Genomic DNA, 16,761 nt, shown 5'->3' on the forward strand with positions numbered 1-16,761 from the left:
GCTGATCCCCGATGGCCCGGGGGCGCCCCCCTCATAGCTTTCGTCTCAACGCCGGTCGGCCCGACCGGGACCCCACCGACACACCGGAGATGATCGCCATGAGCGAGCCGATGACGCTGCTCGAGTTCCTGCGTGAGCTGCTCACCAACGAGCAGGCCCGCGACTGGTACGCCGACGACCCCGACGCCGCTCTGAAGTACTACGGCCTCGACGACCTCAGCCCGGCGGACGTCCACGACGCCCTCACGCTGATCGAGGACAACCAGACCGCCGACTTCGACCGGGAGTACAACACCGGCCACAACGACGTGCACTTCCCGTCGCCGCCGCCGGTTCCGGTGCACTACGAGGGTGGCGACCACGAGGCAGCGGTCGAGTACCTCAACCGGTACATCACCAACAACTACGTCAACGACCAGGACACCATCGTCGACAACTCGACGAACCAGCAGATCGACACCCACGGTGGCGACTTCGACCAGGACATCGACGTCGACTCGGTGGTCGCCTCCGGCGACGGCTCCGTGGCGGCCGGCGGGGACATCGACGGCTCCACCATCGTGAGCGGCGACGGCAACCAGGTCGGCGACGGCAACGTCAGCGGGCACGACAACGTCGTGGGTGACGGCAACAACGTCATCAGCGGCGACGGCAACACCGCCGCGTTCGGCGACGGCGACGCCAACAGCGCCTCCTTCGACGACGTCTCCGTGGGCAACGGCGGCGCCATCTCGGTCGGCGGCGACGCCAGCGGCGACTACGACGTCGAGGACTCGTTCAACGAGACCAACACGACGGTCACCAACCACACCGAGTACGACGACTCGTTCAACGAGGACAACGACAGCACGTCGAACTCCTTCAACGAGTCGCACTCCTCGACCGACGTCGACTCGCACGACGAGACCGTGAACCACGTCGGAAGCCACAACGACGTCGACATCGACCACTGATCGGTCTCCACCCGCGCTCGGCCGCGGCCCCGCTCCCGTAGGAGCGGGGCCGCGGTCGGTGCTGCACCGCCGCACGTCCGGGAGGCCGCCCTCCCGCCGATCGGAAAGGCCGGACCCGGCCCCCGATCCCCCAGGCAGACACGACGCCGAGCCCCCACCCCCGGGATCGAGAACTCTGGACGATCCCCGATGGCCCGGCCGGCGGAGCGACCTAGTTTTCCTGGCAACGCCGGTTCGCCCGGCAGCCCGCGAACCCGACCCACATTGGGGAGATGACCGAGATGACCACCTCGACCTCGCTGCTCGACCTGCTGCTCAACCTGCTGCGTGACCCGGAGGCGCTGGCCGCCTACAAGGACGACCCGGAGAGCTTCCTGGCCTCCTGCGGCGACATCTCGCCCGACGACGTCCGCGACGCCCTCGTCCTGCTCGAGGACAGCCAGGACGCCGACTTCGACCGCGAGCACAACTCCGGCGGCAACGGCGGCCACCACAACGTCCACGTGCCCCCGCCGCACACCCCGGACCGGCACGACGGTGAGAGCGACCACGACGCCACCGTCCGCTACCTGAACACCTACATCACGAACAACCACATCGACGACCGAGACACCATCGTCGACAACTCCGTCAACCAGCAGATCGACACCGGTGGCGGCGACTTCGACCAGGACATCGACATCGACTCCGCGGTCGCCTCCGGCGACGGCGCCGTGGCGGCAGGCGGGGACATCGAGGACTCCACCATCGTCACCGGCGACGACAACCAGGTCGGCGACAACAACGTCAACGGCGAGCACAACGTCGTGGGTGACGACAACAACGTCATCAGCGGTGACGACAACACCGCCGCGTTCGGCGACGGCGACGCCAACAGCACCTCGTTCGAGGACGTCTCGGTGAACAACGGTGGCGCGATCGCGGTCGGTGGCGACGCCGACGGCAGCTCCGACGTGGACGGCTCGTTCAACGACACCACCACCGAGACCCACACCAGCACCGAGTACGACGACTCGTTCAACGAGGACAACGACACCACGTCGGGCTCCTTCAACGACTCGCACTCCTCGACCGACGTCGACTCGCACGACACCACGCACAACGACGTCGACAGCCACAACGACCTCACGGTCGACCACTGATCACGTTCACCGGTCGCCGGAGCCCGCCCCATGCCGGGGTAATCTCCAGCTGATGCGACCACCGGCCCCGCCACTCCACGGGATCCTCCGAGGTGGCGGGGCCGGTGTCGTTCTTGGAAGCAGCAGGTTCGCGCCTGCACACGCAGCCGTGAGGAGGGCAGGGACACCGTGGCGGTACCCGCAGCGGTCGAACTGGTCGACCTCGCACTGAAGGCCACCACCGCCTACGAACGGTCCGATCTCGGCGGCAGGCTGCTCCAGACGCGCAAGCGCCTGGTCGACCCCGATGTGCGGGTCCTCGTGGTCGGGGAGTTCAAGCAGGGCAAGAGCCAGCTGGTCAACGCGCTGGTCAACGCTCCGGTCTGCCCGGTCGACGACGACATCGCCACCGCCGTGCCCACCGTCGTCAAGCACGCCGAGACCACCACGGTCGCCCTGGTGCGGGAGGGCTCCGAGAACGCGGCCCCGGAGCGCATCGAGGTGCCCGCCGCGCGGCTGGCCGAGTACGTCTCCGAGGCGGGCAACCCGGGCAACAAGGCGATGCTGAGCTACGCCGAGGTCGGGCTGCCCCGCAAGCTGCTCGCCGGCGGCCTGGTGCTCGTCGACACCCCTGGCGTCGGTGGCCTGGGGTCCGCACACGGCGCCGCCACCATGTCGGCGCTGCCGAGCGCCGACGCCGTGCTGCTGGTCTCCGACACCGCGCAGGAGTACACGGGACCCGAGCTGGAGTTCCTGCAGGCGGCGCTGAAGCTGTGCCCGAACGTGGCGTGTGTGCTCACGAAGACCGACCTCTACCCGCACTGGCGCCGGATCATGGAGCTCGACCGCGGCCACCTCGCCGCCACCGGGATCGACGCCGAGATGTTCCCGGTGTCCTCCATGCTGCGGTTGCACGCCGCCAAGACGCAGGACACCGCGCTCATGGACGAGTCGGGGTTCCGTCAGCTGGTGAACTTCCTGCTCAACAAGGTGGTCGCCCAGTCCGACGACCTGGACCGGCGTTCGACGAGCCACGACGTGCTGTCCGTTGCCGAGCAGCTCGCCGCGGGGATGAAGGCGGAGCTCGAGGTCCAGCAGGACCCGGAGCGCATGGAGTCGCTCGTCGCCGAGCTGTCGCGGGCGAAGGGCAACGCCGACGAGCTCAAGCAGCGCTCCTCACGGTGGCAGATCACGCTCAACGACGGCGTCGCCGACCTGCAGTCCGACATCGACTACGACCTGCGGGACCGGCTGCGCACGATCACGCGCGAGGCGGAACAGCTGATCGACGACGCCGACCCGGCCGAGATCTGGGAGCAGTTCGCGGAGTGGTTCCACCAGCAGGTGTCGTCCGCGGCGTCCGCCAACTTCGTGTGGGCGGCCGAACGTGCCCGCTGGCTCGCCGGGCGGGTGGCCGAGCACTTCGCCGAGGGAGCCGACATCCTGCTTCCCGAGCTGCGGTTCGACGACGAGGGGATGGCCGGGAAGGTCGACCCGCTCGTCAAGCCCGAGGTGGAGAAGTTCGGCACCGGCCAGAAGCTCCTGACCGGGATGCGGGGCGGCTACAGCGGCATGCTGATGTTCGGCATGCTCGGCGCCTTCATGGGCCTGCCCATCTTCGCGGGGGCGCCCGCGGGTATCGCGCTGGGCGTCAAGTCCGTGCGTGACGAGAGCAAGAGGCAGCTGATGAAACGGCGCTCGGACGGGAAGCAGGCCGTGCGCAAGCACATCGACGAGGTGACGTTCCAGGTCGGCAAGGACTCGCGCGACATGCTGCGGCGCACCCAGCGGCAGCTGCGTGACCACTTCAGCGCCATCGCCGAGGAGATGAGCACGTCGCTGGCCGCGTCGGTACTCGCCGCGCAGAACGCGGTGAAGACCACCAGCTCCGAGCGTGAGCGGCGGATCCGCGACCTCAAGGCCGAGCTCGAGCGCATCGACGGGCTCGCCACCAGGGCGCGCGCACTCGTGAAGGACCTGGGTGCCGGTCAACCCGTCGCCGTCGGGTCGGGGGCAGCGCCCCGGAGCCCGGCGAGGAAGTCCCTGTGAACGGTCCCACCCCCGCGCTCGGCTCCGTCGTCCGCGTGCTGTTGCGGCGCACGATCGACGTCTACCGCGACAGCCCGAACGCCGTCGGGTGGCTGCAGCACAACCTGAACCGCTTCGACGAGCCGTTGCGCGTCGCGATCGCCGGCAAGGTCAAGGCCGGCAAGTCGACGCTGCTCAACGCACTGGTCGGCGAGGAGATCGCGCCCACCGACGCAGGCGAGTGCACCCGCATCGTCACGTGGTACATCGACGCCCAGGTCCCCAAGGTGATGATGTACCCCAGGGGCGTGCCACCGCGGCAGCTCGCGATCAGCCGTGCGAACGGCGCACTGTCCTTCGACCTGCAGGGCACGCCGGTCGAACAGGTGGACAAGCTCGAGGTGGAGTGGCCGTCGCAGAGCCTGCGCACCCACACCCTCATCGACACCCCCGGTATCGCGTCGTTGTCGGCCGACACCTCGGCCAGGGCCGGCGCCTTCCTCACCCCCGACGAGTCGCCCAGCCAGGCCGACGCCGTGATCTACCTGATGCGCCACCTGCACGCCACCGACGTGCGCTTCCTGGAGTCGTTCTTCGACCAGGGCGTGGCCAGGGCGACGCCCGTCAACACGATCGGCGTCCTGTCCCGGGCCGACGAGATCGGCGTCGGGCGGCTCGACGCGCTGAGCTCGGCACGCCGGATCGCGCGGCGCTACCGGGCCGACGAGAAGATCCGGGGGCTGTGCCAGACCGTCGTGGCAGTGGCCGGCCTGCTCGCCCAGACCGGGCGCACCATGCGTCAGCACGAGTTCGCCGCCCTCACGGCGCTCGCCGAGCTGCCCCGGGCCGACCTCGACGCGATGCTGCTGTCGGTCGACCGCTTCTCCCGGGCGGAGCTCCCGGACCCGTCCACCGGGCCCGACGCCGACACCCGGGCCCGCCTCATGGAGCGGTTCGGCCTGTTCGGCGTGCGGCTGTCCACCACGCTGATCCGCCAGGGCATGAACGACCCCAACGCCATCGCCACCGAGCTGGTGAAGCGCAGCGGGCTCGACGATCTGCGCAGCGTGCTCGCCACCCAGTTCACCGAGCGCCGTGACCTGCTCAAGGCGCGCTCGGCGCTGCTGGCCGTCGACCTCGTGCTCACCCGCGAGCCCCGCCCGGCGGCCGCGCCGCTGGTGGCGGAGGTGGAACGGATCCTGGCGGGCGCCCACGAGTTCGCCGAGCTGCGGCTGCTGTCGACGCTGCGCTCCGGTGCGGTGCGGCTGCCCACCGAGGCACTGCAGGAGGCCGAGCGGCTGCTCGGTGGCGACGGCGGCTCGGCCGCCGCGCGCCTCGGGCTGGAACCCGACGCCCACCCCGACGAGCTGCGCGCCGCGGCGCTGGACGCCGTGGCCCGCTGGCAGCGGCGGGCCGAGAGCCCGATGTCCGGACGCGCCGTGTCGGACGTCGCCCGGCTGGTGGTCCGCAGCTGCGAGGGCGTGCTCGCCGGCCTGTACCGCTGACGGAGGCCAGGAGGGCTCGGCGCGCTCCTAGGGGGTCCGCGGATCTTCAATCGCGATAGCCGCGCCCAGGCGGCCCCTGGATCACGGCTCTCATCGACCAAGATCCACGGGACACCCCCTAGGCCTCCGCGGCGTTGCCGACGATCTGGCGCAGGTGGGCGAACAGCTCGCCCCGACTGCTGGAGCCGAGCCGCTGGCGCATCCGGGCCACGTGGTGCTCCACGGTCTTCGCCGAGATGAAGAGCTGCTCGCCGATCTCCTTGTAGGTCAGCCCCTCGAGCACCAGTGCCGCCACCTCGCGTTCGCGCCCGCTCAGCGGACCTTCGTCGCCCGTGGCCGAGGGGAGGTCGGGGTCCGGGACCGCGGGGGGCTGGCCACCGGCCTGGCGCGCCGCGGGCACGGTGACCGGGATGCCCGTGGGACCGGTGTCGCTGTCGACATCCGCGGGGCCGGCGGCATCCTGCTCCGCGCCGGATCGGGCGGATCCGCTGCTCTGCAGCGCGCGGGCACACCCGAGCAGGGTGCTCATCGCCTTGCGGTCGCGGGTGCGGATGGCAGCCTGGCCCGCCAGCTTCCCGCCCTCCCAGGCCAGCCCCACCGCGTGCAGACCGCGCGCCGCAGCCTCGACGGCAGGCGCGTCGACCTCCGAGTCCAGCAGCCGCACCCAGTGGGGCGCGGCCATGGCCATGGCCGCGGTGTACCGGCTGGCGCCCGCCGCCGCCTCCAGTGCCACCGCGTGCCGTTGCGCGGCGTCGCGGCTCTCCGACAGGATCGCGGCCTGCAGCGCCGACCAGTGCAGGGGTGCGGCCCACAGCGCCGGATCGCCCAGGCTGGCGAGCAGCTCCGCGGCCTCGTCGAGGTGCGGTCGGACCCAGCTCGGCTCCCGCAGCCTGGTGGCCGCGATCGACAGCTCGCCGAGCTGCTGCAGCACGAACAGGTCGACCGGGTGCCGCACGATTGCCTCCCGGGCGCGGCCCCACGCGGGCATCAGCGACGCGAGGTCACCGGTGCGGCGGGCGAGCGCCACCTCCAGCGCGGCGGCGAGGAACTCGTCGCGGGGCTCGAGCTGCCTGCCCGGGGGTGACACCGACACGAGCGCCGACCGGGCCGCCGCGGTGGCTCCGCGGAAGAGTGCGATCCAGCCGAGCAGCAGGCGGTGCCGCGTGGCCGCGCTCCGGCCGCCGAGCCCAACCCGGACCGCGCGCTCCAGCACCGACTGGGCGACGTCGAGCTCCCCGCAGTGCACCGCGACGAGGGCGGCGAGTGCGGCCGGGGTGTCCGGCAGCAGCGCCGCGTGGTTCGAGGACTCCAGCAGGGACGCCGCGCGGGTCAGCTCCGACAACGCCGCCGTGGGGGATCCGGCGACCGAGTCGTACACGCCCCTGGCCATCAGCTCCTCGGCGCCGGCGAGCAGCGTCGGCGGACGGGACGGGACGCCGGAGACCCGGACGGGCCCACGCAGCACCTCGCGCGCCTCGTCGAGCGCCCCCGTGCCGATCAGTGCGGGCACGGCCAGCACCGCGGCGCTGCCCATCGACGCCGTGCCCATCCAGCGGTACAGCTCCGCGCTGCGGGCGAGCATGCCCCGGCGGGCGAGGACGGCCGCCGCCACCGTGCCGGCCCGGACGGCGTGGTCGGGTGGCACCTGCCCGGGGTCGGACAGCACCTGGTCGGCCTGGGCGAGTGCCTGGTCGAGGTCGCCTGCCAGCACGGCGGCCTCCGCGCGGCGCGCGGCCAGCTCCAGAGCAGGCGATCCGGCGCGCACGGCGGCCTCGAAGAACTCGCCCGCCACCGGGGAGGCCGTCCGCAACGCCTCCTCCGCCGCCGCGATGAACACGGCGGCCACCCGGGCTCCGCTCGCTCCCGTGCCGAGCAGGCCCCGCGCGGCGACGAGCAGGTTGCCCCCGCGGTTCAGCTCGATCTCCGCGAGCGCGCGGCGCATCTCCACGTGCGACGCCTGCGGCGTGTGCGCGAGCACCGCCGCGGAGACCAGTGGGATCGCCAGCCCGTCGGACGTCAGCAGGCCGGCCGCCCGCGCCGCCTCCACCAGCTCGTCCAGCCGGGCGGCGCCGTCGCCGTCCGACATGGCGAGCAGGGGCACCAGTACCTCGGCCTCCAACGGTGCGCCGAGCGCGCGGGCGAGCAGCAGCCCGCGCACCCCGGGGCCCAGTGCCTGCACGACGTAGCCAAGCTGCGCGAGCAGCCCCGCCGGCGGGCGAGCAGGCAGGGCGACCCGGCTGCGGTCCGGTCCCGCCTGCTCGATGAACGCGGTCAGCAGCCGGTCGACCAGTGCCGGAACCCCTCCGGTCTGGGCGAGCACCCGGTCGACCAGCTCGGCGGGCGGGTGCTCGAGCGATCCGGACCGGGCCCCCAGCAGCAGGCCGGCACGCGCGGCGACGCCGGTGCGGTCGAGCGCGTCGAGCACCACCGGTGGCCTGGCCGACGCCAGGGCCGCGCCGAGGGCAGCGGTGCCGGTCGGGCGCGGCCACGGCCGGTGGGCCACCACCAGGTAGCCGTCCGGGCCGGCGGCCAGCTGTGCGAGCCGCTGCAGCTCGGCCGGGGGCAGCAGATGCGCGTCGTCGACCAGCAGCGCGACATCCGGCGCGAGCGGCTCGCCCGCGGCCGGGACGTCGTGCCGGACGGGGATGCCCGCCTCGCGGAGAGCTCCGGAGATCGCATCGAGGAGCACGGTCTTGCCGTGGCCGCCGGGGCCGATGATGTCGACCCTGCGTACCCCGGTGGTGCCCGCGGCGGCCTCCCTGACGAGGCGCCGGGCGGCCGGCGATCCGGCCACCGATGCTTCCGATGCGACCTCGGGGATCGGCTGCGTTCGCGTGGACACCAACCACAACCCCCGTCATCGGTCGTTCGATGGGCGCAGGCGAGCGTACTCAGAGTGGCGCGCGTCTCCTCGGCGCAGTGCGGTGAACAGCCCGGACTCCGCCGTTCGGGGCAGCATGATCCACCGATCAGTGGCAGCGGAGCAGAGCCGTCCGGCAACCGCCGGGTGGCAGAAAAGTGCACAGGGTCACACGTCAGGACTTGCCGCGTGATCACCCTGTGCACTACGAAGTGGTCGTTCTCGGCGTCATCCCCAAAACGGACAGGGCGCTCCAGACACGGCGGAGGGAAAAGCTCCCGGTGGAAGCACATTCCGACATTCCGGTCGTCATCCTCTGTGGGGGACAGGGGACACGCATCCGAGAGGTCAGCGAGCGGCTGCCCAAGGGCATGGTCGAGATCGGCGGCCGCCCGATCCTGTGGCACATCATGAAGCTCTACAGCCACTTCGGGTACCGCAGGTTCATCCTGTGCCTCGGCTACAAGGGCTGGGAGATCAAGCAGTTCTTCCTCGACTACCGCGCCCACACGTCCGACTTCACGCTCTCGCTCTCGCAGGGCGACCACCAGCCCCAGTTCCGCAACGGGGTGGCGGACGAGAACTGGGAGATCACCTTCGCGGAGACGGGCCTCGCTGCCGGCACCGGCGCCCGGTTGCGCCGGATCCGCCACTACATCGACACCCCCCGCTTCATGGTCACCTACGGCGACGGGGTGAGCGCGGTGGACATCCACAACCTGATCCAGGTTCATGAGGCCGGTGGCCGCATGGGCACCGTCACCGGCGTGCACCCGACGTCGAAGTTCGGCGAGATGCAGGTCGACGGCAACGTCGTCGCGGAGTTCAACGAGAAGCCCACGCAGGTCAACGGCTGGGTGAGCGGCGGATACTTCGTCTTCGAGCGCGCCTTCCTCGACGACTACCTCAACGACGACGAGGGACTGTTCCTCGAGAGCGAGCCACTCCAGAAGCTGGCCCGCAACCAGCAGCTCACGGTGAACAGGCACGAGGGCTTCTGGGCCGCCATGGACACCTACAAGGACTACGAGTGGCTCAACACCTACTGGGACACCGGCAACGCGCCGTGGAAGGTCTGGGGGGACGGCACGCGCTGGTGACCGGCGCCACCGGGTGCCGCCCGGTGGCGTCAGCCCGCCAGTGAGGTAGGGGCCGAGAGGAGCCGCCGCCAGTCCTCGGCACCGACGAGGGACTCGGCGGGACGGCCGGGGGCGCCGGACGCGAGCAGTGCGCGCACCGCGCGTCCCGCCTCACCGTCGGCTCCCGGCCGAACAGGGCGCACCAGCAGCGGCCACGACTCGCCGCCGATCATCCCGTTGACCTCCTCCGTGCGGTGGGCCGTCTGGAAGCGCCGCACGGCGTCGGCGGTCCGGCGGTCGAAGGTGCCGTCCGCGGCGACGCCGGTCATCCCCACCTCGCGGAGGAGGTGCTGCGCCGCGAGCACGGCGGGGCCACGGTCGGCCACCCGCAGCAGCGGCCACGACTCCTTCACGGCGATCCGCCGGCTCACGTGCTGCCCCAGCACACCCGCGACCTCGGTGCGCAGCTGCGGCAGCCTTCCGTAGAGGACGTCGCCAGGGCAGGCGGTGTCCTTGAAGTCCCGGTGGCCGAAGATCTCGGTCGGGTCGATCCCGTACTGCTGACAGATGTAGGCACACAGGTCGCGCAGGCGGTTCCAGAGGACCGCGGGCGGGTCGACCGCGGTGTAGGTGCCCTCGTTCTCGATCCCGACGGCCACGACGTTCTGTCCCGTGCAGTGCGCGCCCTCGACCTGTCGCTCGCCGATCCGCAGCACCTCGAGGCTGCGGTGGCGCCCCTCCAGCACATAGCCGCCGCGGCTGATCGTGAAGTGCTGTCCCGAGTCGAGCCAGCCGCGCTGGTCCATGTGGAAGTTCTGGATGCCGCGCGCGAGCCGCTCGCCCGCTCCGCGGCTGAGGTCGGTGACGTTCGGCGTCGCGGTGTGGTGCACGAGGATCTTGACCGGGCGCTGGTTCCAGACCGGCACGACGTCGCTGTTGGGGCGCGCTCCCCAGGCGTCGCAGTCGATGACGTCCGGCACGGCGGCCCAGGCGTTGCTCGTGCCCGCCACCCCCGTGGCGGCGGCAGCCACAGCCAGCCCTCCGAGCAGGAGCCCCCGACGGGACATGCCTTCCGGACCCACCGCCACCCCCGGTCGTCTCGTACCACTGATCACAACTGCCCCATATGAACCATGCGTCACGCCTGCGGACGGCACAACCGCCGCACCCGAAGGTGTGAGGGCGCGAGCGGTCCCCGCGGCGGTCTTGCCGGGGTTACCGACCGGTAATATGGTCGTAGTTACCGCCGAGTAGGTCGTCAGCGTGATGAGGAGTCCAGGGACATGGGCCACTTCAGGAGCAACCTGCGGGACCTCGAGTTCAACCTGTTCGAGGTGTTCCGGGTGCAGGACCGGCTGGAGAGCGCACCCTTCGACGGGGTCGACGCCGACACCGTGCGCGGCGTGCTCAAGGAGCTCAACGCCGTGGCCACCGGCCCGCTGGCGGAGTCGTTCGCCGACGCCGACCGCAACCCGCCCGTCTTCGACCCGGCCACGCACTCCGTCGCGCTGCCGCAGTCGCTCAAGGACGCCTACAAGGTGCTGTGGGACGGCGAGTGGTGGCGCCTCGGCCTGCCGACGGAGCTCGGCGGCTACGGCATCCCGCCCACCGTGCAGTGGGCCGCCTCGGAGCTCATCCTCGGCTCCAACCCTGCGGCGTTCCTGTACATGGCCGGCCCCAGCTTCGCCGCGGTGGTGCACCGCAACGGCACCGACGAGCAGAAGCGCTGGGCCGAGCTGATGATCGACCGCGGCTGGGGCGCCACCATGGTGCTCACCGAGCCGGACGCCGGTTCCGACGTGGGCGCCGGGCGCGCCAAGGCGATCCAGCAGGCCGACGGCAGCTGGCACATCGAGGGCGTCAAGCGCTTCATCACCTCGGCCGAGCACGACCTGACCGAGAACATCATGCACCTGGTGCTGGCCCGTCCCGAGGGCCCGGGGATCACCCCCCGGCCCGGCACGAAGGGTCTCTCGCTGTTCCTCGTGCCGAAGTTCCACTTCGACCCCGAGACCGGCGAGCCCGGAGAGCGCAACGGCGCCTTCGTCACGGGCGTCGAGCACAAGATGGGCCTCAAGGCCTCCACGACCTGCGAGCTGACGTTCGGCCAGCACGGCGTTCCCGCCACGGGATGGCTGCTCGGCGAGGTCCACGACGGCATCGCGCAGATGTTCGAGGTGATCGAGTACGCGCGGATGATGGTGGGCACCAAGGCCATCGGCACGCTCTCGGCCGGCTACCTCTCCGCGCTGGAGTACGCGAAGGAGCGCGTGCAGGGCGCCGACCTGCCGCGGATGCTCGACAAGACCGCACCGCGCGTCACGATCACCCACCACCCGGACGTCCGCCGGCTCCTCATGCTGCAGAAGGCCTACGCCGAGGGGCTGCGCGCCGTCTACACCTACACGGCCACCTACCAGGACCGGATCAGGATCGGACAGGCGGCGGGCGAGGACGTCTCGCTGGAGGAGCGGGTGAACGACCTGCTGCTGCCGATCGTCAAGGGGGTCGGGTCGGAGCGCGCCTCGGAGCAGTTGCTGCTCTCGCTGCAGACCCTGGGCGGCTCCGGCTACCTGCAGGACTACCCCATCGAGCAGTACATCCGCGACGCCAAGATCGACTCCCTGTACGAGGGCACCACGGCGATCCAGTCGCTCGACTTCCTGTTCCGCAAGATCGTGCGGGACAACGGACAGGCGCTCGCCCACGTGACAGGTGAGATCCAGGCCTTCCTCGACGGGGAGCCGGGCAATGGGCGGCTGAAGGAGGAGCGCGCGCTGCTGGGCGTGGCCCTCGCCGACGTCCAGGGGATGCTCGGGAGCCTCACGGGCTACCTCATGGCCTCCGCGGAGGACCCGTCGAGCATCTACAAGGTCGGCCAGCACACCGTGCGGCTGCTGATGGCGGTCGGAGACCTGCTCATCGGGTGGCTGCTGCTGCGCCAGGCCGAGGTGGCGCTCGCCGCGCTCGGCGGGGACGGGCCGGTCACGGCGGCGACGACCAGGGACGGGGCCTTCTACGAGGGCAAGGTCGCCGCGGCCCGGTTCTTCGCCAGGACGGTGCTCCCGCAGCTCACCGCGCAACGCGCGGTGGTCGAGACGGCCGACAACTCGCTCATGGAACTGTCGGAAGCGGCGTTCTAGCCGTTTGGGCGCGGGAGCGACGTACACCACTCGGGCATGCCTGGTCTCCGGATCATTTCCGCGACAAACTGTGCCTCGGATACGACCGCCGGATGCAGAGGACACACCCCGCATCTCGGCCGTATGCCGAAAGCTGAGAGGTAACCAGGACCAGTAGATCGGCCCCCACCGGCAAAGCCGCAGGTGGGGGCCGGTGCTCCTCCTACTGGATACGTCCGGAATTTCGCCAATCGGGCATTTCCGGACTTCCTCGCCTCATTCCACAGGAACTCGCCTCGGAGGTCGAGCATGAAGGTAGCCGTCATTCTCGGAAGTACGCGCCCCAACCGCGTCGGAGCGGTTGTCGCCAACTGGGTGATGGAGGTGGCGGCCAAGCGAGACGACGCCGAGTTCACGCTCGTCGACCTGGCCGAGATCGACCTTCCGATCCTCGACGAGCCGCTGCCCCCCATCGTCGGCCGGTACGAGCAGCCGCACACCAGGGAGTGGTCCGCGCTCATCGACGGCTTCGACGCGTTCGTCTTCGTGACCCCGGAGTACAACCACTCGACCTCCGCGGTCCTCAAGAACGCGATCGACTTCCTGCACCGGGAGTGGAACAACAAGGCGGCCGGATTCGTCGGCTACGGGGCCGCGGGAGGAATCCGCGCGGTCGAGCACCTGCGGCTGATCCTCGCCGAACTGCAGGTCGCCACCGTCCGGGCGCAGGTCACCCTCGACTCGTACCGGGACTTCGAGAACTTCTACGACTTCACGCCGACGGAGCGGCACGTCGCGACCCTCACCGACGTGTTCGACCAGGTGCTCGCCTGGGGTGGCGCACTCAAGACCCTGCGGTAGCGGGCGCCGGGCATCATCCGGCGATGTAGCTCTGCAACTGCTCGCGCTCGGACTCGAGCAGGTCGATCCGGGCCTTGACCAGGTCGCCGATGCTGACGATGCCGGCCAGCTCCCCGTCGACCACGACCGGCAGGTGCCGGAACCGGCGGTTGGTCATCACCGCGGCGATGTCGGCCACGCTGTCGCCGGGGGCACAGGTGGTGACCCCGGTGATCATGATGTCCCCGACCCTGGCATCGAGCAGCTCCGGGCCGGCGTCGTGCAGTCTCCGCACGACGTCGCGCTCGGAGACGATCCCCACCAGCCGGCCACCGTCGACGACGGGCAACGCCCCGACGTTGTGGGTGGCCAGCTCGGAGATCAGCTCGGCGACCGTGGCCGTCGGGTCGACGGTCGCCACGCTGCTGCCCTTGCTCCGCAGCACGTCCGCGATTCGCATGTCGATCCCTCGATCCCCTTCGACAGCAGTGGACCGAGGGTACGAACATCCGGTGTCCCAGGGAAGACCAGATCGTCGAGTGGGCTACTGAGGGACTCGGTCGCTCACCCTCCGCACACGACGATCGGCGACGGGTTGTACCGCACCGTGCGGGTCTCGTGCTTGGTCTCTCCGGTGCTGACGTTGCGCAGGGTGCGGGTGTCGGTGACGGTGAAACCGGGCGCGCCCTGGCTCGGGCTGCACGGCTCTCCCGGCGGGATCGTGACCGTGTTGGGGTTCGTCGGGTTGGTACGCGGCCCCGGCGTGGACGTCACGTCGTAGACCTTGGTGCCGTAGAGCCGCACGGTGAGCGAGCTCGGTGTCCACACCGTCTGGATCAGCACACCGGTCGGGTTGTCGTTGCGGAACTTCAGGTCGATCGAGCCCTCGAAGACCGTGGCCTCACGACCGGCCGGGTAGCGGCTGATGTAGAAGCTGTGCTCCTTGTGCGCCACGTCGACCATGCCGGCGAAGTACGCCGCGTTGTAGAGCGTGGTGGCGACCTGCGAGACACCGCCGCCCACACCGCGAGACGGGTGGCCGTCGGAGATGATGCCGGCCTCGACGTAGCCGTTGCTCGCGTTGCGCGGGGCCGTGGCCTGGTTGAGGCTGAACGTCTCGCCGGGCTCCACGATCATCCCGTTGATCTGCTCCGCCGCCCGCTTGATGTTGCGCCCGGAGTCGGCGGCGAACCCGCCGGTGGTGAACTCGCCGACGACCCCGGTGATGCCGAGGTCGTTCAGCTCCTCGGTGGTGAGCTCGGCGGGCTGGTCGGCGTAGACGGCCGTGATCTCCCGCTCCCCGGTGCCGGTGAGCACGTCGAGCAGGGGGGCGAGGCTGGCCTCGTAGTCGACCCCGCGGCCGTCCTGCGAGGGGACGACGACGGGCCTGCCCGAGGAGAAGTCGAGCGACGCATCCCGGCCCGGGCGCTCGGACGACGCCAGCTGGGGCTTGAGCGCATCGGTGACGGCGGCGGGGTTGATCTCCGGGAGCAGGTCACCGCCCTCGGCGCGGAACGAGAGCGCTGACGCAATGACGTCCGGGGTGACGGTGCCGCTGGCCCCGCCCTCGCCGACCATGGTGACCGGCTCCGACACAGCGGGCCGGGCGACCTGGTCGATCGCGGCGGCGACATCCTCCGGCGTGGTGGACGGCGGCAGCACGGTGAGCGGCAGTGCCACGGGACGGCCGGTGGCCCAGTCGTTCATGAGCACCCCGGCGGCGGCGGGGACGTCGAGGTTCTGGCCCGGCACCGGGTCGACCGGGACGGGCGTGGTGCCCTCGAAACGCACGGACCCCTCGGTCGGGGGCTTGTCGACGATCGGGGACAGCTCTTCCAGCGCGGCGTCGAGCTTGTCGGCGTCGCTCGTGGTCACGACGCCGACCTCGCGCTGGGTGAAGAACGACGTGATGCGGGTGATCGGGTTGAGCGGCTGGGAGCCGGCGTTGGCCAGCGTGGCGTCCCAGTCGACGGCAAGGCCTGCTGCTGCCGGGTCGATCTCGCTGCGCGCCTCTCCGACCGTGACCTGGATCGGCTGCCGGGTGCGCGGTTCGATCTCCGTGCGGAGCCGCTGCTCGGCATCCTCGAGACCGAGGCCGCCCACCGACACTCCCGCCACGGTGACGCCGCGCGGCACCGAGCCGGAGTTGATCACCAGGTCGCCGACGTAGATGAGGGCCAGCGCGCCGACCACACCGGTCAGCAGAAGGATCCGGCGCTTGCGCTTCTGCGGAGGACGCGCGCCGGAGTCCGAACCGCCCGCGCCGTTGTCGCTCGGCGGCGGCGTGGACGGCGGCGGTGCGGTGATCGAGGTGGTGTTGATCGCTGCGGTCGGAGGCGCGACCGAGGAGGAGAAGCCGGGGCCCCGGGTGACCGGGATGCGTTCGGTGGGCGGATCGACCGGGCTCGGGGCCGGGGCAGGCGGCGCGGCGGGAGCGCGCGGGATGACCTGGGTGGCCTCGTGGTCGACCGGGTTGAACCAGGCGGTGGCCGGGGTGGGCTGGCGCGTGGCGGGCCGGCCCGGTGCCACGGCGGCGGCGGGGGGACGGACGGCGACCGTCGACTGGTCCCCCTGTACCGGGGCACCCTGCACCGGGCCGCCCTGCACCGGGCCCCCCTGCACCGGGCCCCGCGGGTGCCGGCCGTTCGTCGGGGCACCGGTCGCGGCCGTGTCACGGGCCGGGGCGGCTGCCGCTCGGGGCTGACCGGCAGCGCCGTTGCCGGGCGCCTCGGGGGTCGGTGCGCCGACGGGCGTGCGGACCGTCGGACCCTCACCGTCGGTGGCTCCGCCGATGGCGGTGCGGACCGTGGGGCTCTCGTCGCCGTCGCCGGCCTCGGGGGCCGGCTGCAGACGCGGCTGCGGCCGCGCTGCGGACGCTCCGGGCGTCTCGGCAACCCGCACCGGAGCCGGCTGCTCCGCCGGACCGGCAGCAGGGCGTGCTGCTGCACCTGCAGTCCCCTCGGGGGCCGCCGTCGCGATCTCCACCGCGGCGGTGGCGTCCAGCACGGGTTCGGCGCCCGTCGGCGCGTCGGCGGCGGGTTCCACGGGGCCGGGTTCGGTCGCATCCGGTGCTGCCGCGACCTGTTCGGCCACCTGCTCGGCCACGGAGTCGGAGCCCTCCGTCCCCCCGGTGGCATCGGTCGGGCGCCCCTGCGCCGCCGATCCCCGGTCGATGTCGTTCTCCGGCACATCCGTTTCCGGACGGGCCGTCACCTCGCCGGGCGAGGACTGCCGCTCGGGCATGAAGTCCGTT

General features: G+C 71.4%; 11 protein-coding genes. 7 read left to right on the plus strand and 4 right to left on the minus strand.

All coding sequences use genetic code 11. The features are described from left to right. Positions 1-98 precede the first annotated feature (98 nt). The 4 genes from ACQPZA_RS36610 to ACQPZA_RS36625 all read left to right on the plus strand — a co-directional run bounded on the left by ACQPZA_RS36610 (position 99) and on the right by ACQPZA_RS36625 (position 5,607). Entirely contained in the window at positions 99-953 is an 855-nt protein-coding gene (locus ACQPZA_RS36610) for an IniB N-terminal domain-containing protein (RefSeq protein ID WP_433277111.1), read from the plus strand. 272 nt (positions 954-1,225) lie between these two features. Further along, positions 1,226-2,095 carry an IniB N-terminal domain-containing protein gene (locus ACQPZA_RS36615; protein WP_433277113.1) on the plus strand — a complete coding sequence of 290 codons (870 nt, stop codon included), beginning with the start codon at positions 1,226-1,228 and terminating at the stop codon, positions 2,093-2,095. A gap of 168 nt (positions 2,096-2,263) precedes the next feature. Continuing rightward, the gene (locus ACQPZA_RS36620) at positions 2,264-4,123 is read left to right on the plus strand and encodes a dynamin family protein (protein WP_433277114.1); all 1,860 of its coding nucleotides are present in this window, start codon (positions 2,264-2,266) and stop codon (positions 4,121-4,123) included. Further along, on the plus strand, positions 4,120-5,607 hold the full coding sequence (locus ACQPZA_RS36625; protein ID WP_169400419.1) for a dynamin family protein: 1,488 nt from the start codon (positions 4,120-4,122) through the stop codon (positions 5,605-5,607). Before ACQPZA_RS36620 ends, ACQPZA_RS36625 begins: the two co-directional genes overlap by 4 nt. A gap of 118 nt (positions 5,608-5,725) precedes the next feature. Here the strand turns inward: ACQPZA_RS36625 and ACQPZA_RS36630 are convergent, their stop codons facing one another. Then, the gene (locus ACQPZA_RS36630) at positions 5,726-8,401 is read right to left on the minus strand and encodes a LuxR C-terminal-related transcriptional regulator (protein ID WP_433277116.1); all 2,676 of its coding nucleotides are present in this window, start codon (positions 8,399-8,401) and stop codon (positions 5,726-5,728) included. A 347-nt stretch (positions 8,402-8,748) separates the two neighbouring features. On the opposite strand from ACQPZA_RS36630, the gene ACQPZA_RS36635 reads away from it, so the two are divergent. Continuing rightward, positions 8,749-9,567 (plus strand): glucose-1-phosphate cytidylyltransferase, encoded by an 819-nt coding sequence (locus ACQPZA_RS36635; protein WP_433277118.1) that lies wholly within the window; start codon positions 8,749-8,751, stop codon positions 9,565-9,567. Between the two features lie 29 nt (positions 9,568-9,596). Here ACQPZA_RS36635 and ACQPZA_RS36640 read toward each other — a convergent pair whose 3' ends face one another. Beyond that, a complete protein-coding gene (locus ACQPZA_RS36640) occupies positions 9,597-10,613 on the minus strand; it encodes a peptidoglycan recognition protein family protein (protein ID WP_433277120.1) in 1,017 nt (338 codons plus the stop codon). Positions 10,614-10,829: 216 nt separating this feature from the next. Between ACQPZA_RS36640 and ACQPZA_RS36645 the strand changes: the two genes are divergently transcribed. Next, positions 10,830-12,689, plus strand: a complete 1,860-nt coding sequence (locus ACQPZA_RS36645; RefSeq protein WP_433277122.1) for an acyl-CoA dehydrogenase — start codon at positions 10,830-10,832, stop codon at positions 12,687-12,689. A 288-nt stretch (positions 12,690-12,977) separates the two neighbouring features. Next, a complete protein-coding gene (locus ACQPZA_RS36650) occupies positions 12,978-13,529 on the plus strand; it encodes an NADPH-dependent FMN reductase (RefSeq protein ID WP_433277124.1) in 552 nt (183 codons plus the stop codon). Positions 13,530-13,542: 13 nt separating this feature from the next. Here the strand turns inward: ACQPZA_RS36650 and ACQPZA_RS36655 are convergent, their stop codons facing one another. Continuing rightward, on the minus strand, positions 13,543-13,968 hold the full coding sequence (locus tag ACQPZA_RS36655; protein ID WP_169398047.1) for a CBS domain-containing protein: 426 nt from the start codon (positions 13,966-13,968) through the stop codon (positions 13,543-13,545). A gap of 104 nt (positions 13,969-14,072) precedes the next feature. Then, on the minus strand, positions 14,073-16,751 hold the full coding sequence (locus ACQPZA_RS36660; RefSeq protein ID WP_433277126.1) for a VanW family protein: 2,679 nt from the start codon (positions 16,749-16,751) through the stop codon (positions 14,073-14,075). Positions 16,752-16,761 lie beyond the last annotated feature (10 nt).

This window comes from Pseudonocardia xinjiangensis, assembly GCF_050948425.1.
Lineage (GTDB): Bacteria > Actinomycetota > Actinomycetes > Mycobacteriales > Pseudonocardiaceae > Pseudonocardia > Pseudonocardia xinjiangensis.

What these genes read in the sequence shown, in the direction of transcription:
- ACQPZA_RS36645 (WP_433277122.1), top strand. Translation starts at nt 10,830, where the DNA reads ATGGGCCACTTCAGGAGCAACCTGCGGGACCTCGAGTTCAACCTGTTC.
- ACQPZA_RS36615 (WP_433277113.1), top strand. Translation starts at nt 1,226, where the DNA reads ATGACCGAGATGACCACCTCGACCTCGCTGCTCGACCTGCTGCTCAAC.
- ACQPZA_RS36610 (WP_433277111.1), top strand. Translation starts at nt 99, where the DNA reads ATGAGCGAGCCGATGACGCTGCTCGAGTTCCTGCGTGAGCTGCTCACC.
- ACQPZA_RS36640 (WP_433277120.1), bottom strand. Translation starts at nt 10,613, where the DNA reads ATGTCCCGTCGGGGGCTCCTGCTCGGAGGGCTGGCTGTGGCTGCCGCC.
- ACQPZA_RS36660 (WP_433277126.1), bottom strand. Translation starts at nt 16,751, where the DNA reads ATGCCCGAGCGGCAGTCCTCGCCCGGCGAGGTGACGGCCCGTCCGGAA.
- ACQPZA_RS36655 (WP_169398047.1), bottom strand. Translation starts at nt 13,968, where the DNA reads ATGCGAATCGCGGACGTGCTGCGGAGCAAGGGCAGCAGCGTGGCGACC.
- ACQPZA_RS36650 (WP_433277124.1), top strand. Translation starts at nt 12,978, where the DNA reads ATGAAGGTAGCCGTCATTCTCGGAAGTACGCGCCCCAACCGCGTCGGA.